The organism is Salmonella sp. 741265055_HSA (assembly GCF_046569525.1).
In the GTDB taxonomy this organism is placed as follows: Bacteria; Pseudomonadota; Gammaproteobacteria; order Enterobacterales; family Enterobacteriaceae; genus Salmonella; species Salmonella enterica.
Window position 1 is genome coordinate 25,531 of the sequence record NZ_JBKFSQ010000035.1, and the last position, 18,920, is coordinate 44,450.

An 18,920-nucleotide genomic window follows, 5' to 3' on the forward strand; every position below is an offset into this window, starting at 1 on the left:
ATCAAACTCCCCATTTTGGGATAGGATGGTCGCCCATTGAGATGCAGACGTTTTTCATTTCCGCAAACACTTCGAAGCTATATTCGCCGCCTTCGCGCCCGGTACCGGAGGCTTTCACGCCGCCGAACGGCTGGCGCAGGTCGCGGACGTTCTGGGTGTTGACGAAGACCATGCCGGCTTCAATCCCACGCGCCAGACGCAACACTTTGCTCACGTCCTGGGTCCAGATATAAGAGGCCAGACCGTATTCCACGTCGTTTGCCAAACGTAGCCCTTCCGCCTCGTCTTTGAATGGCAGCAGACAGGCGACTGGCCCAAAGATCTCTTCCTGCGCGACGCGCATACGGTTGTCGACATCGGCCAGCACGGTTGGGCGCAGGAAGTTACCGCCTTTCAGATGCGCAGGCAGGTCAGTGGGTTTTTCCGCACCGCCCGCCAGCAGCGTTGCGCCCTCTTCAATGCCGAGGCGGATATAACCGGAGACTTTTTCCCAGTGCTGTTGGCTAATCAGCGCGCCGACCTGGGTGTTCGGGTCGGTCGGATCGCCGACACGCAGGCGATTCGCGCGTTCAGCAAAGCGCTTCACGAACTCAGGGTAAATGCTCTGCTGGATAAAGATGCGCGACCCGGCGGTGCAGCGTTCGCCGTTGATCGAGAAGATGGTGAACAGCGCGGCGTCCAGCGCGCGCTCAATGTCGGCATCTTCAAAAATCAGCACCGGCGATTTGCCGCCCAGCTCCATCGAGTATTTTTTCAGGCCAGCATTTTTCATGATATTGCGACCGGTGGCGGTACCGCCGGTAAACGACACCGCACGCACGTCATGGTGGCGTACCAGCGCATCGCCCGCCGTCGCGCCATAGCCCTGCACCACGTTCAGCACGCCTGCCGGAATTCCTGCCTCCAGCGCCAGCTCGCCCAGCCTGTCGGCAGTCAACGGCGACAGCTCGGACATTTTGAGCACCGCGGTGTTGCCCAGCGCCAGGCACGGCGCGACTTTCCAGGTCGCGGTCATAAACGGCACGTTCCACGGCGACACCAGCGCGCAGACGCCGACGGGCTGCACCAGCGTATAATTGAGCATTTTATCGTCAACAGGATAGGTCTTGCCGTTCATCTGCTGGCACACTTCGGCGAAGAATTCGAAGTTATGCGAGGCGCGCGGGATCAGCACGTTTTTAGTCTGGTGAATAGGCAGGCCGGTGTCGGCGGTTTCCATCGCCGCGATTTCCGGTACGTTCTGGTCAATCAGGTCACCCAGACGACGCATCAGGCGCGCGCGCTCTTTCATCGGCAGGTTGGCCCATTTCGGGAACGCCTCTTTGGCCGCCGAGACAGCCTGGTTCACTTCTGCTTCACCGCCGGAGGCCACTTCCGCCAGCACGTCACCGGTCGCCGGGTTAGTAGTCTGGAAGTAGTCGTTACCTGCAACATTTTTGCCGTTAATCCAATGATTTATTTTCTTCATTTTGCGCTCTCCTCACTGACGATTCGGTTAACCAGGCGACCCACGCCTTCTACTTCCACGACAACTTCATCCCCCGGCACCACATCGGACAACCCTTTCGGCGTACCGGTGGCAATCATGTCGCCCGGTTGCAACGTCATAAATTCGCTCAGATAAGAAATCAGGAACGGGATGCTGAAGATCAGATCGGCGGTCGTCCCTTCCTGGCGCAGCTCACCGTTGACAAAGGTGCGTAACGTCAGGTTATGCGGATCAGAAACCGCCTCTTTATCCACAATCCACGGGCCTATCGGCGTCAGGCCGTCGCGGCTTTTTACCCGCAGATTTGGACGGTAGTAGTTTTCCAGATAGTCGCGGATCGCGTAGTCGTTACAGACGGTGTAACCGGCCACATACTCCATGGCTTCGGCTTCGCTCACCTTACGCGCCGTTTTGCCAATTACCACGACCAGTTCGGCTTCATAGTGCATATATTCGACGTTGTTCGGGCGCACCGACGTTTGATGATGTTCGGTAAAGGTGTTTGGCGCTTTGATAAATACCAGCGGCTCTTTCGGCGGCGTAAATGCCAGCTCGCTGGCGTGATCGGCGTAGTTCAACCCCAGCGCAAATAGCGTTCCCGTTGCTGACAACGGCCACGTAAACGTCTGGTGGCGGGCGAATTCATCTTCTGCGACAACCGGATTTTCCAGAGCGGGTAAACCTTTCGCCAGAATACGCACCCGATCGCCGGGACGCAGCGCAACGCGATTCTGCGGCGTACCGAGTAAGATCGCATCGCCAGGGTTAAGCGTAGCGAACTCACTTAACGCGCTAAGCAGCTGTGCGGCGCTACGCTGTAAATCGGCAGTATTCCAGTGGTCCGCTTCTCGTCCGTTGATTTCAGTGATAATGGTGAGGTTATCCACATCACTCAGCGGCGCCATTTCACCCAGAGGGCAAAAGCCATCGCGACATTTCGCTTTAATCGCCGGGCGATAAAAGCTCTCTTCCGGCAGGCTGACCTCGTTAGCCAACGCATACCCGGCGATATAGTCCGCCGCCGCTTCAGGGCGTATCCGGCTGGCGGTTTTCCCCACAATGAGCGCCACTGTCGCGCCGCTCAGTACCTTTTCTCCCTGCGGATAAGGAATGGGTTCGCCGTGACGAATCACCGTATTACGCGGCTTGATGAACCACACTGCGGTTTTAGGCGGCGCATTATAGGGAGGCTGAGAGAAAGCCTCTTGCCAGGCATCAAGCTGGCTGCGATGGTTTAACGCAACGGCGAAAACAGTACCCTTCATACATAAACTCCTCAGGCCGATTTAACGGGCTGTGATTTCATTAATATATTAATGATTAGATTTATGCTTTCGCTGTACATTTAGCAAGCTGAAGTAAAGTATTTGTGATGTGATTAACAATATTTTCACAAAATAATAATTAAATACAAATATATCAAATAGTTAAATAAAACCCCTTGTTTCTGTTAAACTTTGGACATAAAACAGATGTCATAGCTCACATCGGTAAACACGATTATTCAGGTATTAATAATTCTGCAAAAGAGAAACGCTTATGCATGATTCATTAACCATCGCATTGCTTCAGGCGCGCGAAGCAGCAATGACCTATTTCCGCCCCATCGTTAAAAGCCACAATCTGACCGACCAGCAATGGCGCATTGTGCGAATCCTGGCCGATAGCCCCTCTATGGATTTTCACGAGCTGGCCTTTCGTACCTGCATTTTGCGTCCAAGTCTGACCGGAATATTGACGCGCATGGAGCGAGACGGACTGGTGTTGCGACTCAAGCCGGTTAACGATCAGCGTAAGTTATATGTCATGTTGACGGAGCAGGGACAAACGTTGTACGCCCGTGCCCGAAGCCAGGTAGAAGAGGCTTATCGAAAAATTGAGGCCGATTTCACGCCCGAAAAAACACAGCAATTGATGCTGCTGCTGGACGATCTTATTGCTCTGGGACGCCAGCATCCTGATAGCGAAGCGGAAGCATAGTATTCTTTCCTTCCCACGCCGCCGACACGGGAATCCCCTCCCGCTTACAACGTTGACGGCGATCGCATTTTACTCTTCTTCTTCGACGTTCATCTGAAAAGTACCCGCCGTTGTCCTGAAAGTCTCTTCACAGTTTACGCTTCTGCCTATTCAATTAAACAACAAATAAGAAACATATTTTTAACAAAAAATTCCGATTAACGAGGAAGAGGCCGCAATGAAACCTGAAGATTTTCGTACTGATAACAAGCGTCCGTTAACGGGCGAAGAGTATTTAAAAAGCCTGCAGGACGGACGGGAAATTTATATTTACGGTGAACGCGTTAAAGATGTTACGACACATCCGGCATTCCGCAATGCCGCAGCCTCTGTCGCACAACTGTATGACGCATTACATAAACCGTCGATGCAAGATACCCTGTGCTGGAATACCGATACCGGCAGCGGCGGTTATACGCATAAATTTTTCCGCGTGGCGAAAAGCGCAGACGATCTGCGCCAACAGCGTGATGCTATCGCCGAGTGGTCACGCCTGAGTTACGGCTGGATGGGACGCACACCGGATTACAAAGCCGCCTTTGGCTGCGCTCTGGGCGCTAACCCAGCCTTCTACGGCCAGTTTGAGCAGAACGCCCGTAACTGGTACACCCGTATTCAGGAGACCGGCCTGTACTTTAACCATGCTATCGTCAACCCACCCATTGACCGCCACAAACCTGCCGACGAAGTGAAAGACGTCTATATCAAGCTGGAGAAAGAGACGGACGCCGGGATTATTGTCAGCGGGGCGAAAGTTGTCGCCACTAACTCCGCCCTGACTCACTACAACATGATTGGTTTCGGCTCAGCCCAGGTGATGGGCGAAAACCCGGATTTTGCTCTGATGTTTGTCGCGCCAATGGATGCCGAAGGCGTAAAACTTATTTCGCGCGCCTCGTATGAAATGGTCGCGGGCGCGACGGGCTCGCCGTTTGATTATCCCCTCTCCAGCCGCTTTGATGAAAACGATGCCATTCTGGTGATGGACAAGGTGCTGATCCCGTGGGAAAACGTATTAATTTACCGTGATTTCGATCGTTGCCGTCGCTGGACGATGGAAGGCGGCTTTGCCCGTATGTATCCACTGCAAGCCTGTGTTCGTCTGGCGGTTAAACTTGATTTCATTACCGCGCTGCTGAAAAAATCGCTCGAATGTACGGGTACCGTAGAGTTCCGGGGCGTGCAGGCCGATCTCGGCGAAGTCGTGGCCTGGCGCAATATGTTCTGGGCATTGAGCGATTCTATGTGTTCTGAAGCAACCCCGTGGGTAAACGGCGCCTGGCTACCGGACCACGCTGCGCTGCAAACCTATCGTGTCATGGCCCCAATGGCCTACGCGAAAATTAAAAATATTATTGAACGTAACGTTACCAGCGGCCTGATTTACCTGCCTTCCAGCGCCCGCGATCTGAATAATCCGCAAATCGACCAGTACCTGGCGAAATACGTACGCGGCTCTAACGGAATGGACCATGTTGAACGTATCAAAATTCTTAAATTGATGTGGGATGCCATCGGCAGCGAGTTTGGCGGTCGCCATGAGCTGTACGAGATTAACTACTCGGGCAGCCAGGATGAAATTCGTCTGCAGTGCCTGCGTCAGGCCCAGAGCTCCGGCAATATGGATAAGATGATGGCAATGGTCGATCGCTGCCTCTCCGAATACGATCAGAATGGCTGGACGGTTTCGCATTTGCACAATAACGACGACATCAATCAACTGGATAAGCTGCTGAAATAACGCGGCAGGAGGTTCTCATGCAAGTAGATGAACAACGTCTGCGTTTTCGCGATGCGATGGCAAGTCTGGCGGCAGCGGTCAACATCGTAACCACGGCGGGTCACGCCGGACGCTGCGGTATCACCGCAACAGCGGTTTGCTCCGTCACCGATACGCCACCCTCCGTGATGGTATGTATTAATGCCAATAGCGCCATGAACCCCGTCTTTCAGGGCAACGGCAGGCTGTGCATTAATGTACTTAACCATGAGCAGGAGCTGATGGCGCGCCACTTTGCCGGTATGACGGGGATGGCGATGGAGGAGCGTTTTCACCAGCCATGTTGGCAAAACGGGCCGCTGGGCCAGCCGGTACTTAACGGCGCGCTGGCCGGTCTTGAAGGCGAGATTAGCGAGGTACAAACCATTGGCACGCATCTGGTGTATCTGGTGGCGATCAAAAATATTATCCTTAGCCAGGATGGGCATGGCCTGATTTATTTCAAACGCCGTTTTCATCCGGTCAGACTTGAGATGGAAGCGCCTGTTTAACCGTCACTCATGCCCACAAGCGGGATAACCACCGCTTGTGGGAGAAGAGTCGATACGCTGAAGATTTTTATTCCCGCCGCGATGTTTGCTCGCCATAAATCGCGGCGATTAATAAAATCTAAGAGCCTATCCCACCAGGCGTTATTGGCGCAGCCAGTTTGGACACGGACAGCGCGCAAAAACCGGAGCGTACACGTAGTACGTGAGGTTTGACTCGCTACGCTCGCCCTTCGGGCCGCCGCTAGCGGCGTTCAAAACGCTAACGCGTTTTGGCGAGCACTGCCCAGGACCACAATGGCAAGTAAAACAGCCCTAATGGGATAGGCTCTAAATTAACTCCCGCGATAGGTTGAATAACCATACTGACTTAATAACAGCGGCACATGATAGTGCTCATTCGTTTTGCTGATATGAAACTCGACGGGAATCTCCGGGAAAAACGTGTCCAGTTTTTTACTTTCAAAATACTGGCCGGTTTTAAAAATAACGCGATAATCCCCCGGCGCGGCAGCTTTTTCGGGCCACAGTGCTTTAATTCGTCCATCCTGGTCGGTATGCCCGGTGTTTAATTGCGTCCATCCGTTATCCTTTTTCTGCTCCAGTACCACCTCCACGCCGGGCGCCGGTTTGCCTGTTTGCTGATCGAGAATATGCACGCTGAGAATATTGTTGCCAGCGGCCAGCGCCATTGCCGGGGCTGCAACAAGAGATGCTATCGCGGTAGCCAGTATATATCGTTTCATGCTTCACTCCTTTACGGTATTGATGCAGGAAAATATATCTGGCGCGTCCAGGATTAACCTTACACGGACATGACAATTATGTCATCTTGTTGGAGATTTACGGATTCGCTACCAAGCCTATGGCATACTGCGTTGATGAAGATTTTATTGATTGAAGATAACCAGAAAACCATTGAGTGGCTACGTCAGGGACTCACGGAAGCAGGCTATGTGGTTGATTATGCCTGTGATGGACGAGACGGATTACACCTGGCCCTTCAGGAACATTATTCATTGATTATTCTTGATATTATGCTGCCGGGGCTTGATGGATGGCAGGTTTTACGCGCGTTACGCACGGCGTATCAGCCCCCTGTTATTTGCCTGACGGCGCGCGACTCGGTTGAGGATCGCGTCAAAGGTCTTGAGGCGGGCGCTAATGATTACCTTGTTAAGCCTTTTTCCTTCGCCGAACTGCTGGCCCGGGTGAAAGCTCAACTCAGACAGCATGTCCCTGTCTTTACCCGACTGACGATCAATAGTCTGGACATGGATGCCACAAAGCAATCGGTGTCACGAAATGGCAAACCGATTTCCCTGACCCGCAAAGAATTCCTGCTCCTCTGGTTACTGGCGTCCCGGGCAGGAGAAATCGTGCCCCGAACCGCGATCGCCAGCGAAGTTTGGGGAATTAACTTTGATAGTGAAACCAACACCGTTGATGTCGCGATTCGTCGGCTTCGCGCCAAAGTAGACGATCCATTTGAAAAGAAGCTCATTATGACCGTCCGGGGGATGGGTTATCGATTACAGGCGGAAACGTCGCAGAATGGTTAAGTTATCAATGACTCTGCGCCTGACAATTTCTTTTATCGCCATCCTTATCCTTGCCTGTACCAGCATTAGCTGGACGCTCTATAACGCGCTGAGCAAAGAATTAACGTATCGGGATGATATGACGCTAATAAATCGGGCGGCGCAAATGCAGCAACTGTTACTGGATGGCGCCAGGCCGGAAAATCTGCCGCTCTATTTCAATCGGATGGTGGATACGAAGCAGGATATCTTATTGATCCATTCAGCAACAGGCCACAATGTTGCGATTAATCATAGCGGCATCCCCGACCAACGCTTTAACGAGATTCCGCTGGCTAAAAACATCACCCGCGAAACCTTATTTCGCCAGGCGGTACAAGGCACGGAGCTGACCGCGGTACGAGTAAACGCCAGAAGCGGCGATGACCCACTGACCCTTACTATTGCCAGGCTGGCGACGGAAAGGCGGCAAATGCTGGCGCAATATCGCCGCAACAGTTTGCTGATTAGCCTTATCGCGATCCTCGTCTGTTCGGCGCTCAGTCCATTAGTCATCAGAAACGGGCTGCGGGCCATTACGTCGCTCAGCCGACTCACCGCGGCGACAGATAGCGGCACACTTCGCCAGCCGCTGGCGGAACAGGCGTTACCCGTTGAGCTCAGGCCGCTTGGACAAGCGCTAAATACCATGCGCCAGAAGCTTTCCGACGATTTTGAACGCCTGAACCAATTTGCCGACGATCTGGCGCATGAGCTGCGCACGCCGGTTAATATTTTACTGGGGAAGAATCAGGTGATGCTGAGTCAGGAACGCAGCGCCGAAGAGTATCAACAAGCCCTTGTCGATAATATTGAAGAGCTGGAGGGACTGTCGCGACTGACAGAAAATATTCTCTTTCTGGCACGCGCGGAGCACCAGAATATAGCGGTAAAAAAACAGCCTGTTTCGCTCAATGCGTTGGTTGAAAATATGCTGGATTATCTTAGCCCCCTTGCCGAGGAGAAGCGCATCTGTTTTATAAATCAATCTCAGGGAACGGTATGGGCTGACGAAATATTATTACAAAGAATGCTCTCAAACCTGCTGACGAATGCCATCCGTTATTCTGATGAAAACGCCGTGATACGTATTGAAAGCGCTTATGATGATAACGTTGCAGAAATTCGGGTCGCTAATCCAGGCAGCCACCCCGCCGATGCGGATAAGCTTTTCCGGCGTTTTTGGCGAGGAGATAATGCCCGCCACACTACCGGTTTCGGCCTGGGGCTATCGTTGGTTAACGCGATTGCTCTATTGCACGGTGGCTCGGCATCTTACCGTTATGCCGATGAACATAATATCTTTTCGGTTCGTCTGCCTGATAGCGGTGATAGCTAAGGTCAGTACAGGTTCTGCTCCCCTTCCCTGCCACAGGGCTGTGGTTATCAATACAACCTCAATAAAAAGAAAATAAAGGATGCCGGCAAAGAATATTGCTGGCTCGATCACTTTCTCGGTTTCCAATCCAGGGTCAATTCATCCCATAACGCGTTATTCAGTGGGAACCTTTATGAAAAAGTATCTTGCATTCGCCGTTACGCTGCTGGGTATAGGTAAAGTCATCGCCTGTACTACCCTTTTGGTAGGCAATCAGGCTTCGGCTGACGGCTCCTTCATTATCGCGCGCAACGAGGATGGCTCGGCAAATAACGCCAAGCATAAGGTTATTCATCCCGTCGCGTTTCATCAACAAGGCGAGTATAAAGCACATCGGAACAATTTTAGCTGGCCGCTTCCGGAGACAGCGATGCGCTATACGGCGATTCATGACTTTGATACTAACGATAACGCCATGGGTGAAGCCGGTTTCAATTCGGCGGGCGTCGGAATGAGCGCAACGGAAACCATTTATAACGGCAGAGCGGCGCTGGCTGCCGATCCTTACGTGACAAAAACGGGAATCATGGAAGACGCCATTGAGTCCGTGATCCTGCCAGTGGCGCAATCGGCGCGTCAGGGCGCCAAATTATTGGGAGATATTATTGAACAAAAAGGCGCGGGCGAAGGTTTCGGCGTCGCGTTTATTGATAGCAAAGAGATATGGTATCTGGAGACGGGAAGCGGACATCAATGGCTGGCAGTACGACTTCCGGCAGATAGCTATTTTGTTTCCGCCAATCAGGGACGTTTACGCCATTACGATCCGAATGATAACGCGAATTATATGGCGTCACCAACGTTAGTCAGTTTTGCGAAAAAGCAGGGATTATATGATCCGGCCCGCGGCGAATTCGACTTCCATCAAGCCTATTCGCAGGATAACAAAAACGATACCACCTATAATTATCCGCGCGTCTGGACGCTACAACACCAGTTTAACCCGCATCTGGATACGGTCGTTAGCGAAGGGGAAACATTTCCCGTTTTTTTAACGCCGATGACGAAAATTAGCGTGGCGGCAGTAAAAAACGCGTTACGCAATCACTATCAGGGAACGTCGCACGCCCCTTATGCCAGTCATAATCCACAAGAACCATGGCGACCCATATCCGTTTTTCGTACCCAGGAATCACATATTTTACAGGTCAGACCGAAATTACCGCAGGCTATCGGCGACGTAGAATACATCGCCTATGGAATGCCATCTCTTAGCGTCTATCTCCCCTATTATCAGGGGATGCGTCATTATCAACCCGGAGATGATAAAGGAACCGATCGGGCGAGCAACGACTCTACCTATTGGACATTCCGCACGCTGCAAACGCTGGTTATGCAGGACTACAATGCGTTTGCGCCAGATGTGCAATACGCCTGGAAAACATTTGAACAGCAAACAGCTAAGCAGCAGTATAAGATGGAGCAGAGCTATCTGAGATTATATGCGTCGCATCCGAAAGAAGCGCAACGCTTACTACAAAATTTTGAAGATAAAACGATGCAAAATGCGCAGACGCTCGCCCGTCGCCTGACCAATAATATCATTACGACAATGACTTACCGCACAGATATGAAATATCACTTTTCAAGTACGCAACCATAAATTTAATGACAATCTATTAACCACTCATACACAATAAGATAAAGCGGTACCAGAATTAGCCAGATATAAAAGACAATAATTATTATGGATTCATAGAGAGGATAGTTTATGACACTCCAGGAAAATATCAGCAGAGAGACAAAAGCGGCAAAAACCCAGGAGGTATATAAGCACGTTGTTCTTTTCAAAATGGCCGCCTCCTCTCGCATAAAACGATAACTACAGCTTATGTCCCGTGTTACATAACTTTTCCCGACAGGCCTCTTTTACCCATGCTGAAAAATTCCGCGTCTTTTCAGATTTCAACGCGAATTCTATCTGTTCAAGCATGGAATAGGAAAAACGAATATTTTTCGTCACGGTCTTACTTGTCCGGGGCTTTGCTGGCATACACACACCTGTATAACATTTGATGTAACGTCGTTACTTTACGCAGGAGTAAATCGGTGAATTTGATCTGAGTCAAGAAGGTGGGTTTTCAATAAAAGTTGTGCCATAAATTGTGAAGTTTGTAGATTTTATGAACATTTGATGTGCCGATCACCCCCATATTAACTCCAAAGGGTACTCCCGCCGACATAAGGCGGGAGGGGAATCTGGACGGGCTTGAAAAGCCCGAAGGATCATCAGCCACGCTGATGTTGAATGTATTGCTTCACAACTTCCAGCGGCGCACCTCCGCACGAGCCAGCAAAGTATGACCTCGACCAGAGCACGGCTTTTCCGTATGCTCCCCGCAAATCAATAAATTCGTTTCGCAGACGGCGGGATGTCACAGCTTTCAGTGAGTTAACCAGTACCGAAAGCTGCACTGTTGGTGGGTATTCGATCAGCATGTGGACATGATCGACGTCTCCGTTACTTTCTTTAAGTTCTGCACCAAAATCACGGCAGACTTCTGCTGCATACTGATGGAATGCAGCATAGTGTGACTCTCCCAGTATCTTTCGACGGTATTTTGTTACAAAGACAAGATGAACATGCAAAAGGAAGGCGGCATGTCTTGAACGATTAATTTTATGTTTTTGCATTGAATTTGACCGTAAAAACAGTAACATAGCAAACAAATCTACTACACACTGAGTGATGATACTAATCCTGAAAGCCTACAAATTCAGACTGGAACCAACGCCTGAACAGTCGCAGCGTTTGCGGCAGTTATGTGGTTGCGCCCGTTTTGTCTGGAATTTAGGTCTTGCGGAGACAAAGCGCATCCCTGGCTCAGGCGAAAAGTTACCTTCGGCTTTCGAGTTGAACAGGATGCTTACAGTGTGGAAAAAAATGCCGGAACACATCTTTTTACAGGATGCTTATACCGACAATCTGCAGCAAAAGTTGAAAGACCTGCATGCTGCATGGAAACGTTGCTTTGATAAAAAGCTCGCCGCTAAGGCCCCGGTATGGAAACGAAAAAATGAGGGCAGAGACTCAATCCGTTTTGTGAACTTTGAGAAATATTGCCGCCTTGAAAATCGCAGAGTGAAGCTACCGTCAGGTCTTGGGTGGGTAAAATTCCGGCAATCTCAACGTGTGAACGGTAAAATCAAAAATGCGACAATCAGTCAGTTAGCGGGACAGTGGTATATCTCGTTTCAGGTTGAAGTTGAAACGGCAGAACCCAATCACACAAGCACAACGATAGTCGGTCTGGACGCAGGAGTAACAAAACTCGCCACGCTTTCAGACGGTACGGTATACCAACCAGTCAACAGTTTTAAAGCAAGTCAGCGCAGGCTGGCAACACTCCAGCGGCAGTTAAGCCGTAAAGTCAAATTCAGCAGTAACTGGCAGAAACAAAAGCGAAAAGTCCAGCGTCTGCACTCGCACATAGCCAATATCCGGCGCGACTACCTTCATAAAGTTACCAGTGAAATCAGCAAAAACCACGCGATGATAGTCATTGAGGATTTGAAGGTTAGTAACATGTCGAAATCGGCAAAAGGTACAGCAGAACAGCACGGACGAAACGTCAAGGCTAAATCAGGTCTGAACCGTTCGATACTGGATCAGGGCTGGTATGAAATGCGCCGCCAGCTTGAGTACAAACAGCTCTGGCGTGGCGGTCAGGTGCTTGCGGTTCCGCCAGCATACACAAGCCAGCGTTGCGCGTGCTGTGGTCATACCGCGAAAGAAAATCGCCTGTCACAAAGTAAATTTGTGTGTCAGGCATGCGGATATACAGCGAACGCTGATGTAAACGGCGCTCGTAACATTTTAGCGGCGGGGCACGCCGTTCTTGCCTGTGGAGGGATGGTGCAGTCAGGCCGCCCGTCTGAAACAGGAACCAGACGCTGAGCAATCAGTCGTCACCCACTAATGGGAATCCCCCACCTGAGTCACGAAGTGCGAAGGTGGGGGAGGATGTCAAGATCGCCACTACGTATGGACGTCAGGACGCATCCCCGCTTGATCAGAAGCGCTTTCTCACTAAAAAGGACATTTTTTTAAAGTTCCTGGCGAATAAATGTCACACCCTTTTAGAGGGTTGTTAACCCTGTCGAATGTTCCCACTCCCCTATTCAGGAATATTAAAAACGCTATGCAAATACAGAGCTTCTATCACTCAGCTTCACTAAAAACCCAGGAGGCTTTTAAAAGCCTACAAAAAACCTTATACAATGGAATGCAGATTCTCTCAGGCCAGGGCAAAGCGCCGGCTAAAGCGTCCGACGCTCGCCCGGAAATTATTGTCCTGCGAGAACCTGGCGCGACATGGGGGAATTATCTACAGCATCAGAAGACGTCTAACCACTCGCTGCATAACCTCTATAACTTACAGCGCGATCTTCTTACCGTCGCGGCAACCGTTCTGGGTAAACAAGACCCGGTTCTAACGTCAATGGCAAAACAAATGGAGTTAGCCAAAGTTAAAGCGGACCGGCCAGCAACAAAACAAGAAGAAGCCGCGGCAAAAGCATTGAAGAAAAATCTTATCGAACTTATTGCAGCACGCACTCAGCAGCAAAATGGCTTACCTGCAAAAGAGGCTCATCGCTTTGCGACAGTAGCGTTTAGAGATGCTCAGATCAAGCAGCTTAATAACCAGCCCTGGCAAACCATAAAAAATACACTCACGCATAACGGGCATCACTATACCAACACGCAGCTCCCTGCCGCAGAGATGAAAATCGGCGCAAAAGATATCTTTCCCAGTGCTTATCAGGGAAAGGGCGTATGCAGTTGGGATACCAGGAATATTCATCACGCCAATAATTTGTGGATGTCCACGGTGAGTGTGCATGAGGACGGTAAAGATAAAACGCTTTTTTGCGGGATACGTCATGGCGTGCTTTCCCCCTATCATGTGAAAGATCCGCTTCTGCGTCAGGCCGGCGCTGAAAACAAAGCCAAAGAAGTATTAACTGCGGCACTTTTTAGTAAACCTGAGTTGCTTAACAGAGCCTTAGCGGGCGAAGCGGTAAGCCTGAAACTGGTATCCGTCGGGTTACTCACCGCGTCGAATATTTTCGGCAAAGAGGGAACGATGGTCGAGGATCAAATGCGCGCATGGCAATCGTTAACCCAGCCGGGAAAAATGATTCATTTAAAAATCCGCAATAAAGATGGCGATCTACAGACGGTAAAAATAAAACCGGACGTCGCCGCATTTAATGTGGGTGTTAATGAGCTGGCGCTCAAGCTCGGCTTTGGCCTTAAGGCATCTGATAGCTATAATGCCGAAGCGCTACATCAGTTATTAGGCAATGATTTACGCCCTGAAGCCAGACCAGGTGGCTGGGTTGGCGAATGGCTGGAGCAATACCCGGATAATTATGAGGTCGTAAATACATTAGCACGCCAGATTAAGGATATCTGGAAAAATAACCTACATCATAAAGATGGCGGCGAACCCTATAAACTCGCACAACGCCTTGCCATGTTAGCCCATGAAATTGACGCGGTGCCCGCATGGAATTGTAAAAGCGGCAAAGATCGTACAGGGATGATGGATTCAGAAATCAGGCGAGAGCTCATTTCTTTACATCAGACCCATATTTTAAATGCGCCTGGCAGTCTTCCGGATAGCAGTGGACAGAAAATTTTCCAAAAAGTATTACTGAATAGCGGCAACCTGGAGATCCAGAAACAAAATACGGGTGGGGCGGGAAACAAAGTGATGAAAAATTTATCGCCAGAAGTGCTCAATCTATCCTATCAAAAACGAATTGGGGATGAAAATATTTGGCAGTCAGTAAAAGGAATTTCTTCATTAATCACATCTTGAGTCTTGAGGTAAGTGTATGGAAAATATATTAAATCGTTTATATGCCGCGTTAGGCCTGGATGCGCCAGAAGATGAGCCACTTCTCATCATTGATGATGGGATACAGGTTTATTTTAATGAATCCGATCTTACACTGGAAATGTGTTGTCCCTTTATGCCATTGCCTGACGACATCCTGACTTTGCAGCATTTTTTACGTCTTAACTACGCCAGCGCCGTCACTATCGGCGCCGACGCAGACAATACTGCTTTAGTGGCGCTTTATCGCTTGCCGCAAACCAGTACCGAAGAAGAGGCACTCACTGGTTTTGAATTATTCATTTCAAACGTGAAGCAATTGAAAGAGCGTTATGCATAATGTAATACGTCAACATGCTTTCTTAATGAGATAAAACGCGATACGTATGCCCTTTACCTGAAAAGACAAGACCAGAATCTTTGGTGGAAATGTAAGGGGCAAACGTTCCTCTCTCTCATTTTCTCTGTTTGTGGGAGCATTTTTAGTGTGTAAGTATTCCTGCTCATCAGGTTTTACGCCATCTACGCACATTTATTCTGCTATAAGTTAAAATACTGCAAAAAATATTAGTGCTTATTATTTTTTGTTTAAGTAAATTTTCGCTCAACAAGCTTAATTGTTTATTCAATGATGATGAAGCGTGAGTTATGCTGGAAATGAAGGAAGTCAATAGCAAGGATAATCTGAACATTCACGGGTGATATTATGAGACATCGTATATTTTTACCATTGCTTCTGGTGTTGTCGGCTACCGCCTTTTCGGCATCGGCGATGGCTGCCAGTGATTCCCCCCCACCACCAGATAATACAAAACACACCTCCGGTGGCTGGCCGTCTGGCCCCGCAGCATTGATTCGCCCAAAGTGGTGTGACAGCTGGCCATCAGGTATAGAGAAACCAAGTGACTGGTGTCAGATATGTGGTTGTTAATTTTTTACAGAAAATTATAACAACCATATCAGGACTGAGGGTATATCTGGTCATTATGTTTCATCAGTCCCTGATGAACTGAATATTACTTCAGGCTGGCGTGTTTTATTAACGTCAGCCTGATTTTCACAACTGTAGTGGTGAGAATATCACCTTTAATCAGGTGGCCAAATTTAGTGTGCCACTACAAAAAACATGTTGACCAGACTCGTAGCTCATTGAATCACGCAACAACCAGTTACTCTCATCTGATGAAAAAGGCTGTGCATAACAGAATCAGAACTGACTGGTATCAGGGTCATGTGCTTCAGCAGCAAATACATAAAATGAAGCAAGATATAAAGAATGAAGGAAAAATCGAGTATGAAAAACGTACAGAATTGTCTGAAGTAACTCCCTGCAGCATTGAAGCCGCAGGGAATCTATTTATGGTGTAACGATATTGAACCAGAACTCAAACTTGTCCATATAGCCCAGCATCTCATCCAGTTTCGCAGCATTACCGGTGACGTTGGCTTCGCCTTTATCTTGAGCCTGCTTCAGGGTTTCTTCCTTCAGGATAATTTTATTTAGCGTGTCACGGTTCAGAGTAATCGTGGCATCAGCATCTTTCGCTTCAGCATTAGCCGTGTGATTCAGCACGCCGTTTTCCAGCTCCAGCTTGTACTTCCCGCCGTCGCTGCCAAGGTCAATGTTAAACACCGCCCGGGCATTACCTGCTTTTTCACCGTTGATATGTACAGCCAGGAAGTCAAAGAACATTTCAGGCGTCATCGCCCGAACGGTATCCGGACTTGCGGTATTTGGCGTCGGACCTTTAACCACACCGTTACGCAGCTCCTGAGCACCGGTCAGATAAAAGTTACGCCATGGACCAGATTCAGCCTGATACCCCAATTGTTCCAGCGCATCGGCTTCAAGGTTACGCGCATTCTGGTTATTTGGATCGGCAAACACGACCTTACTCACCACCTGAGCAACCCAGCGGTAGTTCCCCTGGTCAAAGTCTGCTTTGGCTTTCTGAAGAATCGCATCGGCACCGCCCATGTATTCAACAAATTTCTTAGCCGCTTCTTCGGGTGGCAGCTCATCAAGGGTTGCCGGATTGCCATCGAACCAACCGAGATACAGTACATACGTTGCTTTTACATCATGACTGATAGATCCGTAATAGCCGCGGTTGGCCCAGGTTTTTGCCAGGCTATCCGGTAGTTTGAAATTGGCCGCTATTTCATCGCGAGTCAGACCTTCATTGGCCATGCGCAGAGTCTGGTCATTGATATAACGATACAGGTCTCGCTGGCTTTTCAGCAGACCAACAACATTCTCATTACCCCAGGTCGGCCAGTGGTGCTGGGCCATAATAATTTCAGCTTTGTCACCCCAACGTACTATGGCTTCGTTGATATATTTCGACCATGGCAACGGCTCACGAATTTTCGCGCCGCGTAGCGAGTAGGTGTTATGCAGGGTGTGAGTGACGTCCTCTGCGGCTTCGATGAGTTTCTTCTCTTCGATGAACCACAGCATTTCCGAAGGGGCTTCCGAACCAGGCGCCAGCATAAAATCGTAAGTCAGGCCATCAATCACTTCTTTCTGGCCGTCTTTATCGATGATATTAGTGGGCGCAATCAGTGTCACCGTTCCCGCAGAGGTGGTCGTCCCCAGCCCGGCGCCAACCTGGCCGGAGGCATCTGGTTTCAGGAGGTTGCCATACATATAGCTGGCACGGCGGCTCATCACGTTGCCGGCCATAATATTCTCGGCTACTGCTGCCTCCATAAAGCCAGCAGGCGCATACACTTTCACCTTGCCGGATTTCACGTCCGCTTCATCGACAACGCCACGCACCCCGCCATAGTGGTCAACATGGCTATGAGTGTAAATGATGGCGACAACAGGCTTATTGCCCCGGTTTTTGAAATACAAATCCATACCAGCTTTGGCTGTTTCCGCAGAAACCAGCGGATCAACAACCGTAATCCCCTCGTTACCTTCGATGATCGTCATGTTGGATAAATCAAGGTTACGAATCTGGTAGACGCCGTCTGTTACTTCAAACAAGCCACTGATATTAATTAGTTGGGACTGACGCCACAGACTAGGGTTAACAGTGTCAGGCGATTTTTCCCCTTCTTTTATGAAAGCGTACTGCTGTGGATTCCAGATAACATTCCCTTGCTCTCCCTTAATCACATCTTCAGGTAAAGCGGCGATAAAGCCTTTATGGGCATTCGTGAAATCGGTGTTATCAGAGAAAGGGAGTTGGTTATAAAGCGCATCGTTAGCTTGCCTGGTTGAAGCAGTGGCACCTTTTGGGGCTTCCTGTGCAAATAAAGGTGTCAGCACAGTAGAAGAGAGTAGCCCCGCCAGCGCAAAACTTTTAACGATCAACTTAAGTCTCATTTGTACCCCTCATGTAAAAATATTCTATATCACTCAATCTGGTCGATTAATTATCTGTTAATTCAAACAATTAAAGTTATTGCTGATCATTTTCGCTCTTTTAAATATAACAAAAACATTACATTTCGCCATTTATGGATACAAATAAATCATGTTTTACGTCTGCCAGTTCCATCCTCTTTTAGTAAGTGGGGGGGGCTCGCTTCCGGTTTCCGGAAGACACTATAATTCTCCCCCCTACTACAGGAGCTGTGACTATAAGTTCGTCACTGTGGAACAAAATCATCTCATCAGCCAAAAATGCTGCCTGGCCTGATAGCTTTTCCATTTTTCACTGTGAGATATCAGCGCACTACACTGGATAGTAATTCTTCATTTATGAGGCGATTAAGGATGGGACAGGATTCGGACGACAGACGCCGTACTTCCAATGCTGGAAGGGTATGGCAGGATCATAAAGATATGGTCACGCAAGCGCTACGTGTAAGTATTCCGTGGTTCACATTTGTGAATATCAGCTTTGCGCTTATCATTTTATTTCGCCACGTACTCATCAGTGACTTTGACAAGTCGATCAGTGCACAGACTGGAATACTGCCGTTAATAGACGATATTATGGGCAGTATTATTGTTTTTTCGGTCCTGATACTCCTTTTCATTTACCGCCTTTCGGCCAGATTTACGCCTCTTTGTCTGGTGATGCTGCTGATTCTCAGCCTGATGTGGAGTTATTGTAGCTACTGCTTTATTGTTTGGTGGCAACTGCCTTTTGCCTGGCCTCTCAGTGTCATCCTTATGCTTACCGCGCTGGCTGCACTTTATTATTATCCGCCTGCGTTGCTACTTTTCATCGTCCCCTTATGGCTGACCGCCCTGCTGGCCAGTGTGCAACTTAACCAAAATGTAAATATCCGGTTTTTATTGGTCTGGATTATTCTCACCGCCATACGTAAGCGTATAGCGAGAACCGTATTGACGAGTACAGGCTATTTGGAAGGCAGTG

General features: G+C 49.3%; 17 protein-coding genes and 2 pseudogenes. 12 read left to right on the forward strand and 7 right to left on the reverse strand.

The window, feature by feature from the left end:
- Position 1: 1 nt before the first annotated feature.
- Both hpaE and hpaG read right to left on the reverse strand, forming a co-directional pair.
- A complete protein-coding gene (gene hpaE, locus ACLD4K_RS17560; protein WP_079944642.1) occupies positions 2-1,468 on the reverse strand; it encodes a 5-carboxymethyl-2-hydroxymuconate semialdehyde dehydrogenase in 1,467 nt (488 codons plus the stop codon).
- Entirely contained in the window at positions 1,465-2,754 is a 1,290-nt protein-coding gene (gene hpaG / locus ACLD4K_RS17565) for a 4-hydroxyphenylacetate degradation bifunctional isomerase/decarboxylase (RefSeq protein ID WP_000679210.1), read from the reverse strand. Before hpaG ends, hpaE begins: the two co-directional genes overlap by 4 nt.
- 274 nt (positions 2,755-3,028) lie before the next feature.
- Between hpaG and hpaR the strand changes: the two genes are divergently transcribed.
- The 3 genes from hpaR (at position 3,029) to ACLD4K_RS17580 (ending at position 5,779) form a co-directional block, all read left to right on the forward strand.
- Positions 3,029-3,469: a homoprotocatechuate degradation operon regulator HpaR gene (gene hpaR, locus ACLD4K_RS17570; protein ID WP_000543922.1), complete on the forward strand. Its 441-nt coding sequence runs from the start codon at positions 3,029-3,031 to the stop codon at positions 3,467-3,469.
- 217 nt (positions 3,470-3,686) lie between these two features.
- Positions 3,687-5,249 (forward strand): 4-hydroxyphenylacetate 3-monooxygenase, oxygenase component, encoded by a 1,563-nt coding sequence (hpaB, locus tag ACLD4K_RS17575; protein WP_000801496.1) that lies wholly within the window; start codon positions 3,687-3,689, stop codon positions 5,247-5,249.
- A 17-nt stretch (positions 5,250-5,266) separates the two neighbouring features.
- Positions 5,267-5,779, forward strand: coding sequence for a 4-hydroxyphenylacetate 3-monooxygenase reductase subunit (locus ACLD4K_RS17580; RefSeq protein WP_001195556.1), 513 nt, complete (start codon positions 5,267-5,269; stop codon positions 5,777-5,779).
- Positions 5,780-6,111: 332 nt separating this feature from the next.
- On the opposite strand, the gene hiuH is transcribed toward ACLD4K_RS17580, so the two are convergent.
- On the reverse strand, positions 6,112-6,522 hold the full coding sequence (gene hiuH, locus ACLD4K_RS17585; protein ID WP_000833182.1) for a hydroxyisourate hydrolase: 411 nt from the start codon (positions 6,520-6,522) through the stop codon (positions 6,112-6,114).
- Positions 6,523-6,657: 135 nt separating this feature from the next.
- On the opposite strand from hiuH, the gene hprR reads away from it, so the two are divergent.
- The 4 genes from hprR (at position 6,658) to ACLD4K_RS17605 (ending at position 10,556) form a co-directional block, all read left to right on the forward strand.
- A complete protein-coding gene (gene hprR, locus ACLD4K_RS17590) occupies positions 6,658-7,338 on the forward strand; it encodes a response regulator transcription factor HprR (RefSeq protein ID WP_411012236.1) in 681 nt (226 codons plus the stop codon).
- Positions 7,331-8,695, forward strand: a complete 1,365-nt coding sequence (locus ACLD4K_RS17595) for a heavy metal sensor histidine kinase (RefSeq protein ID WP_411012237.1) — start codon at positions 7,331-7,333, stop codon at positions 8,693-8,695. The genes hprR and ACLD4K_RS17595 overlap by 8 nt, the downstream gene beginning before the upstream one ends.
- A gap of 172 nt (positions 8,696-8,867) precedes the next feature.
- Positions 8,868-10,337 carry a C69 family dipeptidase gene (locus ACLD4K_RS17600; RefSeq protein ID WP_411012238.1) on the forward strand — a complete coding sequence of 490 codons (1,470 nt, stop codon included), beginning with the start codon at positions 8,868-8,870 and terminating at the stop codon, positions 10,335-10,337.
- Between the two features lie 108 nt (positions 10,338-10,445).
- Positions 10,446-10,556 (forward strand): hypothetical protein, encoded by a 111-nt coding sequence (locus tag ACLD4K_RS17605; RefSeq protein ID WP_001655493.1) that lies wholly within the window; start codon positions 10,446-10,448, stop codon positions 10,554-10,556.
- Here the strand turns inward: ACLD4K_RS17605 and ACLD4K_RS17610 are convergent, their stop codons facing one another.
- Complete coding sequence (locus ACLD4K_RS17610) at positions 10,557-10,727, reverse strand: YlcI/YnfO family protein (protein ID WP_001111006.1); 171 nt, start codon at positions 10,725-10,727, stop codon at positions 10,557-10,559. It lies immediately after the preceding gene.
- Between the two features lie 236 nt (positions 10,728-10,963).
- Positions 10,964-11,368: an IS200/IS605 family transposase gene (gene tnpA / locus ACLD4K_RS17615; RefSeq protein WP_071055695.1), complete on the reverse strand. Its 405-nt coding sequence runs from the start codon at positions 11,366-11,368 to the stop codon at positions 10,964-10,966.
- 58 nt (positions 11,369-11,426) lie between these two features.
- On the opposite strand from tnpA, the pseudogene ACLD4K_RS17620 reads away from it, so the two are divergent.
- From ACLD4K_RS17620 to sigE, 3 genes and pseudogenes are all read left to right on the forward strand, one after another.
- Positions 11,427-12,654 (forward strand): annotated as a pseudogene (locus ACLD4K_RS17620) (RNA-guided endonuclease InsQ/TnpB family protein).
- A gap of 222 nt (positions 12,655-12,876) precedes the next feature.
- Positions 12,877-14,562 carry an SPI-1 type III secretion system effector inositol phosphate phosphatase SopB gene (gene sopB / locus ACLD4K_RS17625; RefSeq protein ID WP_411012241.1) on the forward strand — a complete coding sequence of 562 codons (1,686 nt, stop codon included), beginning with the start codon at positions 12,877-12,879 and terminating at the stop codon, positions 14,560-14,562.
- Positions 14,563-14,578: 16 nt separating this feature from the next.
- Positions 14,579-14,920 carry a type III secretion system chaperone SigE gene (sigE, locus tag ACLD4K_RS17630; RefSeq protein ID WP_183059220.1) on the forward strand — a complete coding sequence of 114 codons (342 nt, stop codon included), beginning with the start codon at positions 14,579-14,581 and terminating at the stop codon, positions 14,918-14,920.
- A 9-nt stretch (positions 14,921-14,929) separates the two neighbouring features.
- Here the strand turns inward: sigE and ACLD4K_RS17635 are convergent.
- A pseudogene (locus ACLD4K_RS17635) lies at positions 14,930-15,251 on the reverse strand (hypothetical protein).
- A 101-nt stretch (positions 15,252-15,352) separates the two neighbouring features.
- On the opposite strand from ACLD4K_RS17635, the gene ACLD4K_RS17640 reads away from it, so the two are divergent.
- Entirely contained in the window at positions 15,353-15,511 is a 159-nt protein-coding gene (locus ACLD4K_RS17640; RefSeq protein ID WP_411012242.1) for a hypothetical protein, read from the forward strand.
- Positions 15,512-15,937: 426 nt separating this feature from the next.
- Here ACLD4K_RS17640 and ACLD4K_RS17645 read toward each other — a convergent pair whose 3' ends face one another.
- Complete coding sequence (locus tag ACLD4K_RS17645; RefSeq protein WP_411012239.1) at positions 15,938-17,917, reverse strand: alkyl/aryl-sulfatase; 1,980 nt, start codon at positions 17,915-17,917, stop codon at positions 15,938-15,940.
- A 393-nt stretch (positions 17,918-18,310) separates the two neighbouring features.
- On the opposite strand from ACLD4K_RS17645, the gene ACLD4K_RS17650 reads away from it, so the two are divergent.
- Positions 18,311-18,920, forward strand: a 610-nt coding sequence (locus ACLD4K_RS17650; RefSeq protein ID WP_411012240.1) for a membrane-associated sensor domain-containing protein, incomplete at its 3' end; no start/stop codon positions are given.

Coding starts and splice junctions, on each gene's coding strand:
- hpaB (WP_000801496.1), top strand. CDS start 3,687: ATGAAACCTGAAGATTTTCGTACTGATAACAAGCGTCCGTTAACGGGC.
- ACLD4K_RS17605 (WP_001655493.1), top strand. CDS start 10,446: ATGACACTCCAGGAAAATATCAGCAGAGAGACAAAAGCGGCAAAAACC.
- hpaG (WP_000679210.1), bottom strand. CDS start 2,754: ATGAAGGGTACTGTTTTCGCCGTTGCGTTAAACCATCGCAGCCAGCTT.
- tnpA (WP_071055695.1), bottom strand. CDS start 11,368: ATGCAAAAACATAAAATTAATCGTTCAAGACATGCCGCCTTCCTTTTG.
- hpaR (WP_000543922.1), top strand. CDS start 3,029: ATGCATGATTCATTAACCATCGCATTGCTTCAGGCGCGCGAAGCAGCA.
- hprR (WP_411012236.1), top strand. CDS start 6,658: ATGAAGATTTTATTGATTGAAGATAACCAGAAAACCATTGAGTGGCTA.
- ACLD4K_RS17640 (WP_411012242.1), top strand. CDS start 15,353: ATGGCTGCCAGTGATTCCCCCCCACCACCAGATAATACAAAACACACC.
- ACLD4K_RS17600 (WP_411012238.1), top strand. CDS start 8,868: ATGAAAAAGTATCTTGCATTCGCCGTTACGCTGCTGGGTATAGGTAAA.
- ACLD4K_RS17595 (WP_411012237.1), top strand. CDS start 7,331: ATGGTTAAGTTATCAATGACTCTGCGCCTGACAATTTCTTTTATCGCC.
- ACLD4K_RS17580 (WP_001195556.1), top strand. CDS start 5,267: ATGCAAGTAGATGAACAACGTCTGCGTTTTCGCGATGCGATGGCAAGT.
- hpaE (WP_079944642.1), bottom strand. CDS start 1,468: ATGAAGAAAATAAATCATTGGATTAACGGCAAAAATGTTGCAGGTAAC.
- ACLD4K_RS17645 (WP_411012239.1), bottom strand. CDS start 17,917: ATGAGACTTAAGTTGATCGTTAAAAGTTTTGCGCTGGCGGGGCTACTC.
- sopB (WP_411012241.1), top strand. CDS start 12,877: ATGCAAATACAGAGCTTCTATCACTCAGCTTCACTAAAAACCCAGGAG.
- hiuH (WP_000833182.1), bottom strand. CDS start 6,522: ATGAAACGATATATACTGGCTACCGCGATAGCATCTCTTGTTGCAGCC.
- ACLD4K_RS17610 (WP_001111006.1), bottom strand. CDS start 10,727: ATGCCAGCAAAGCCCCGGACAAGTAAGACCGTGACGAAAAATATTCGT.
- sigE (WP_183059220.1), top strand. CDS start 14,579: ATGGAAAATATATTAAATCGTTTATATGCCGCGTTAGGCCTGGATGCG.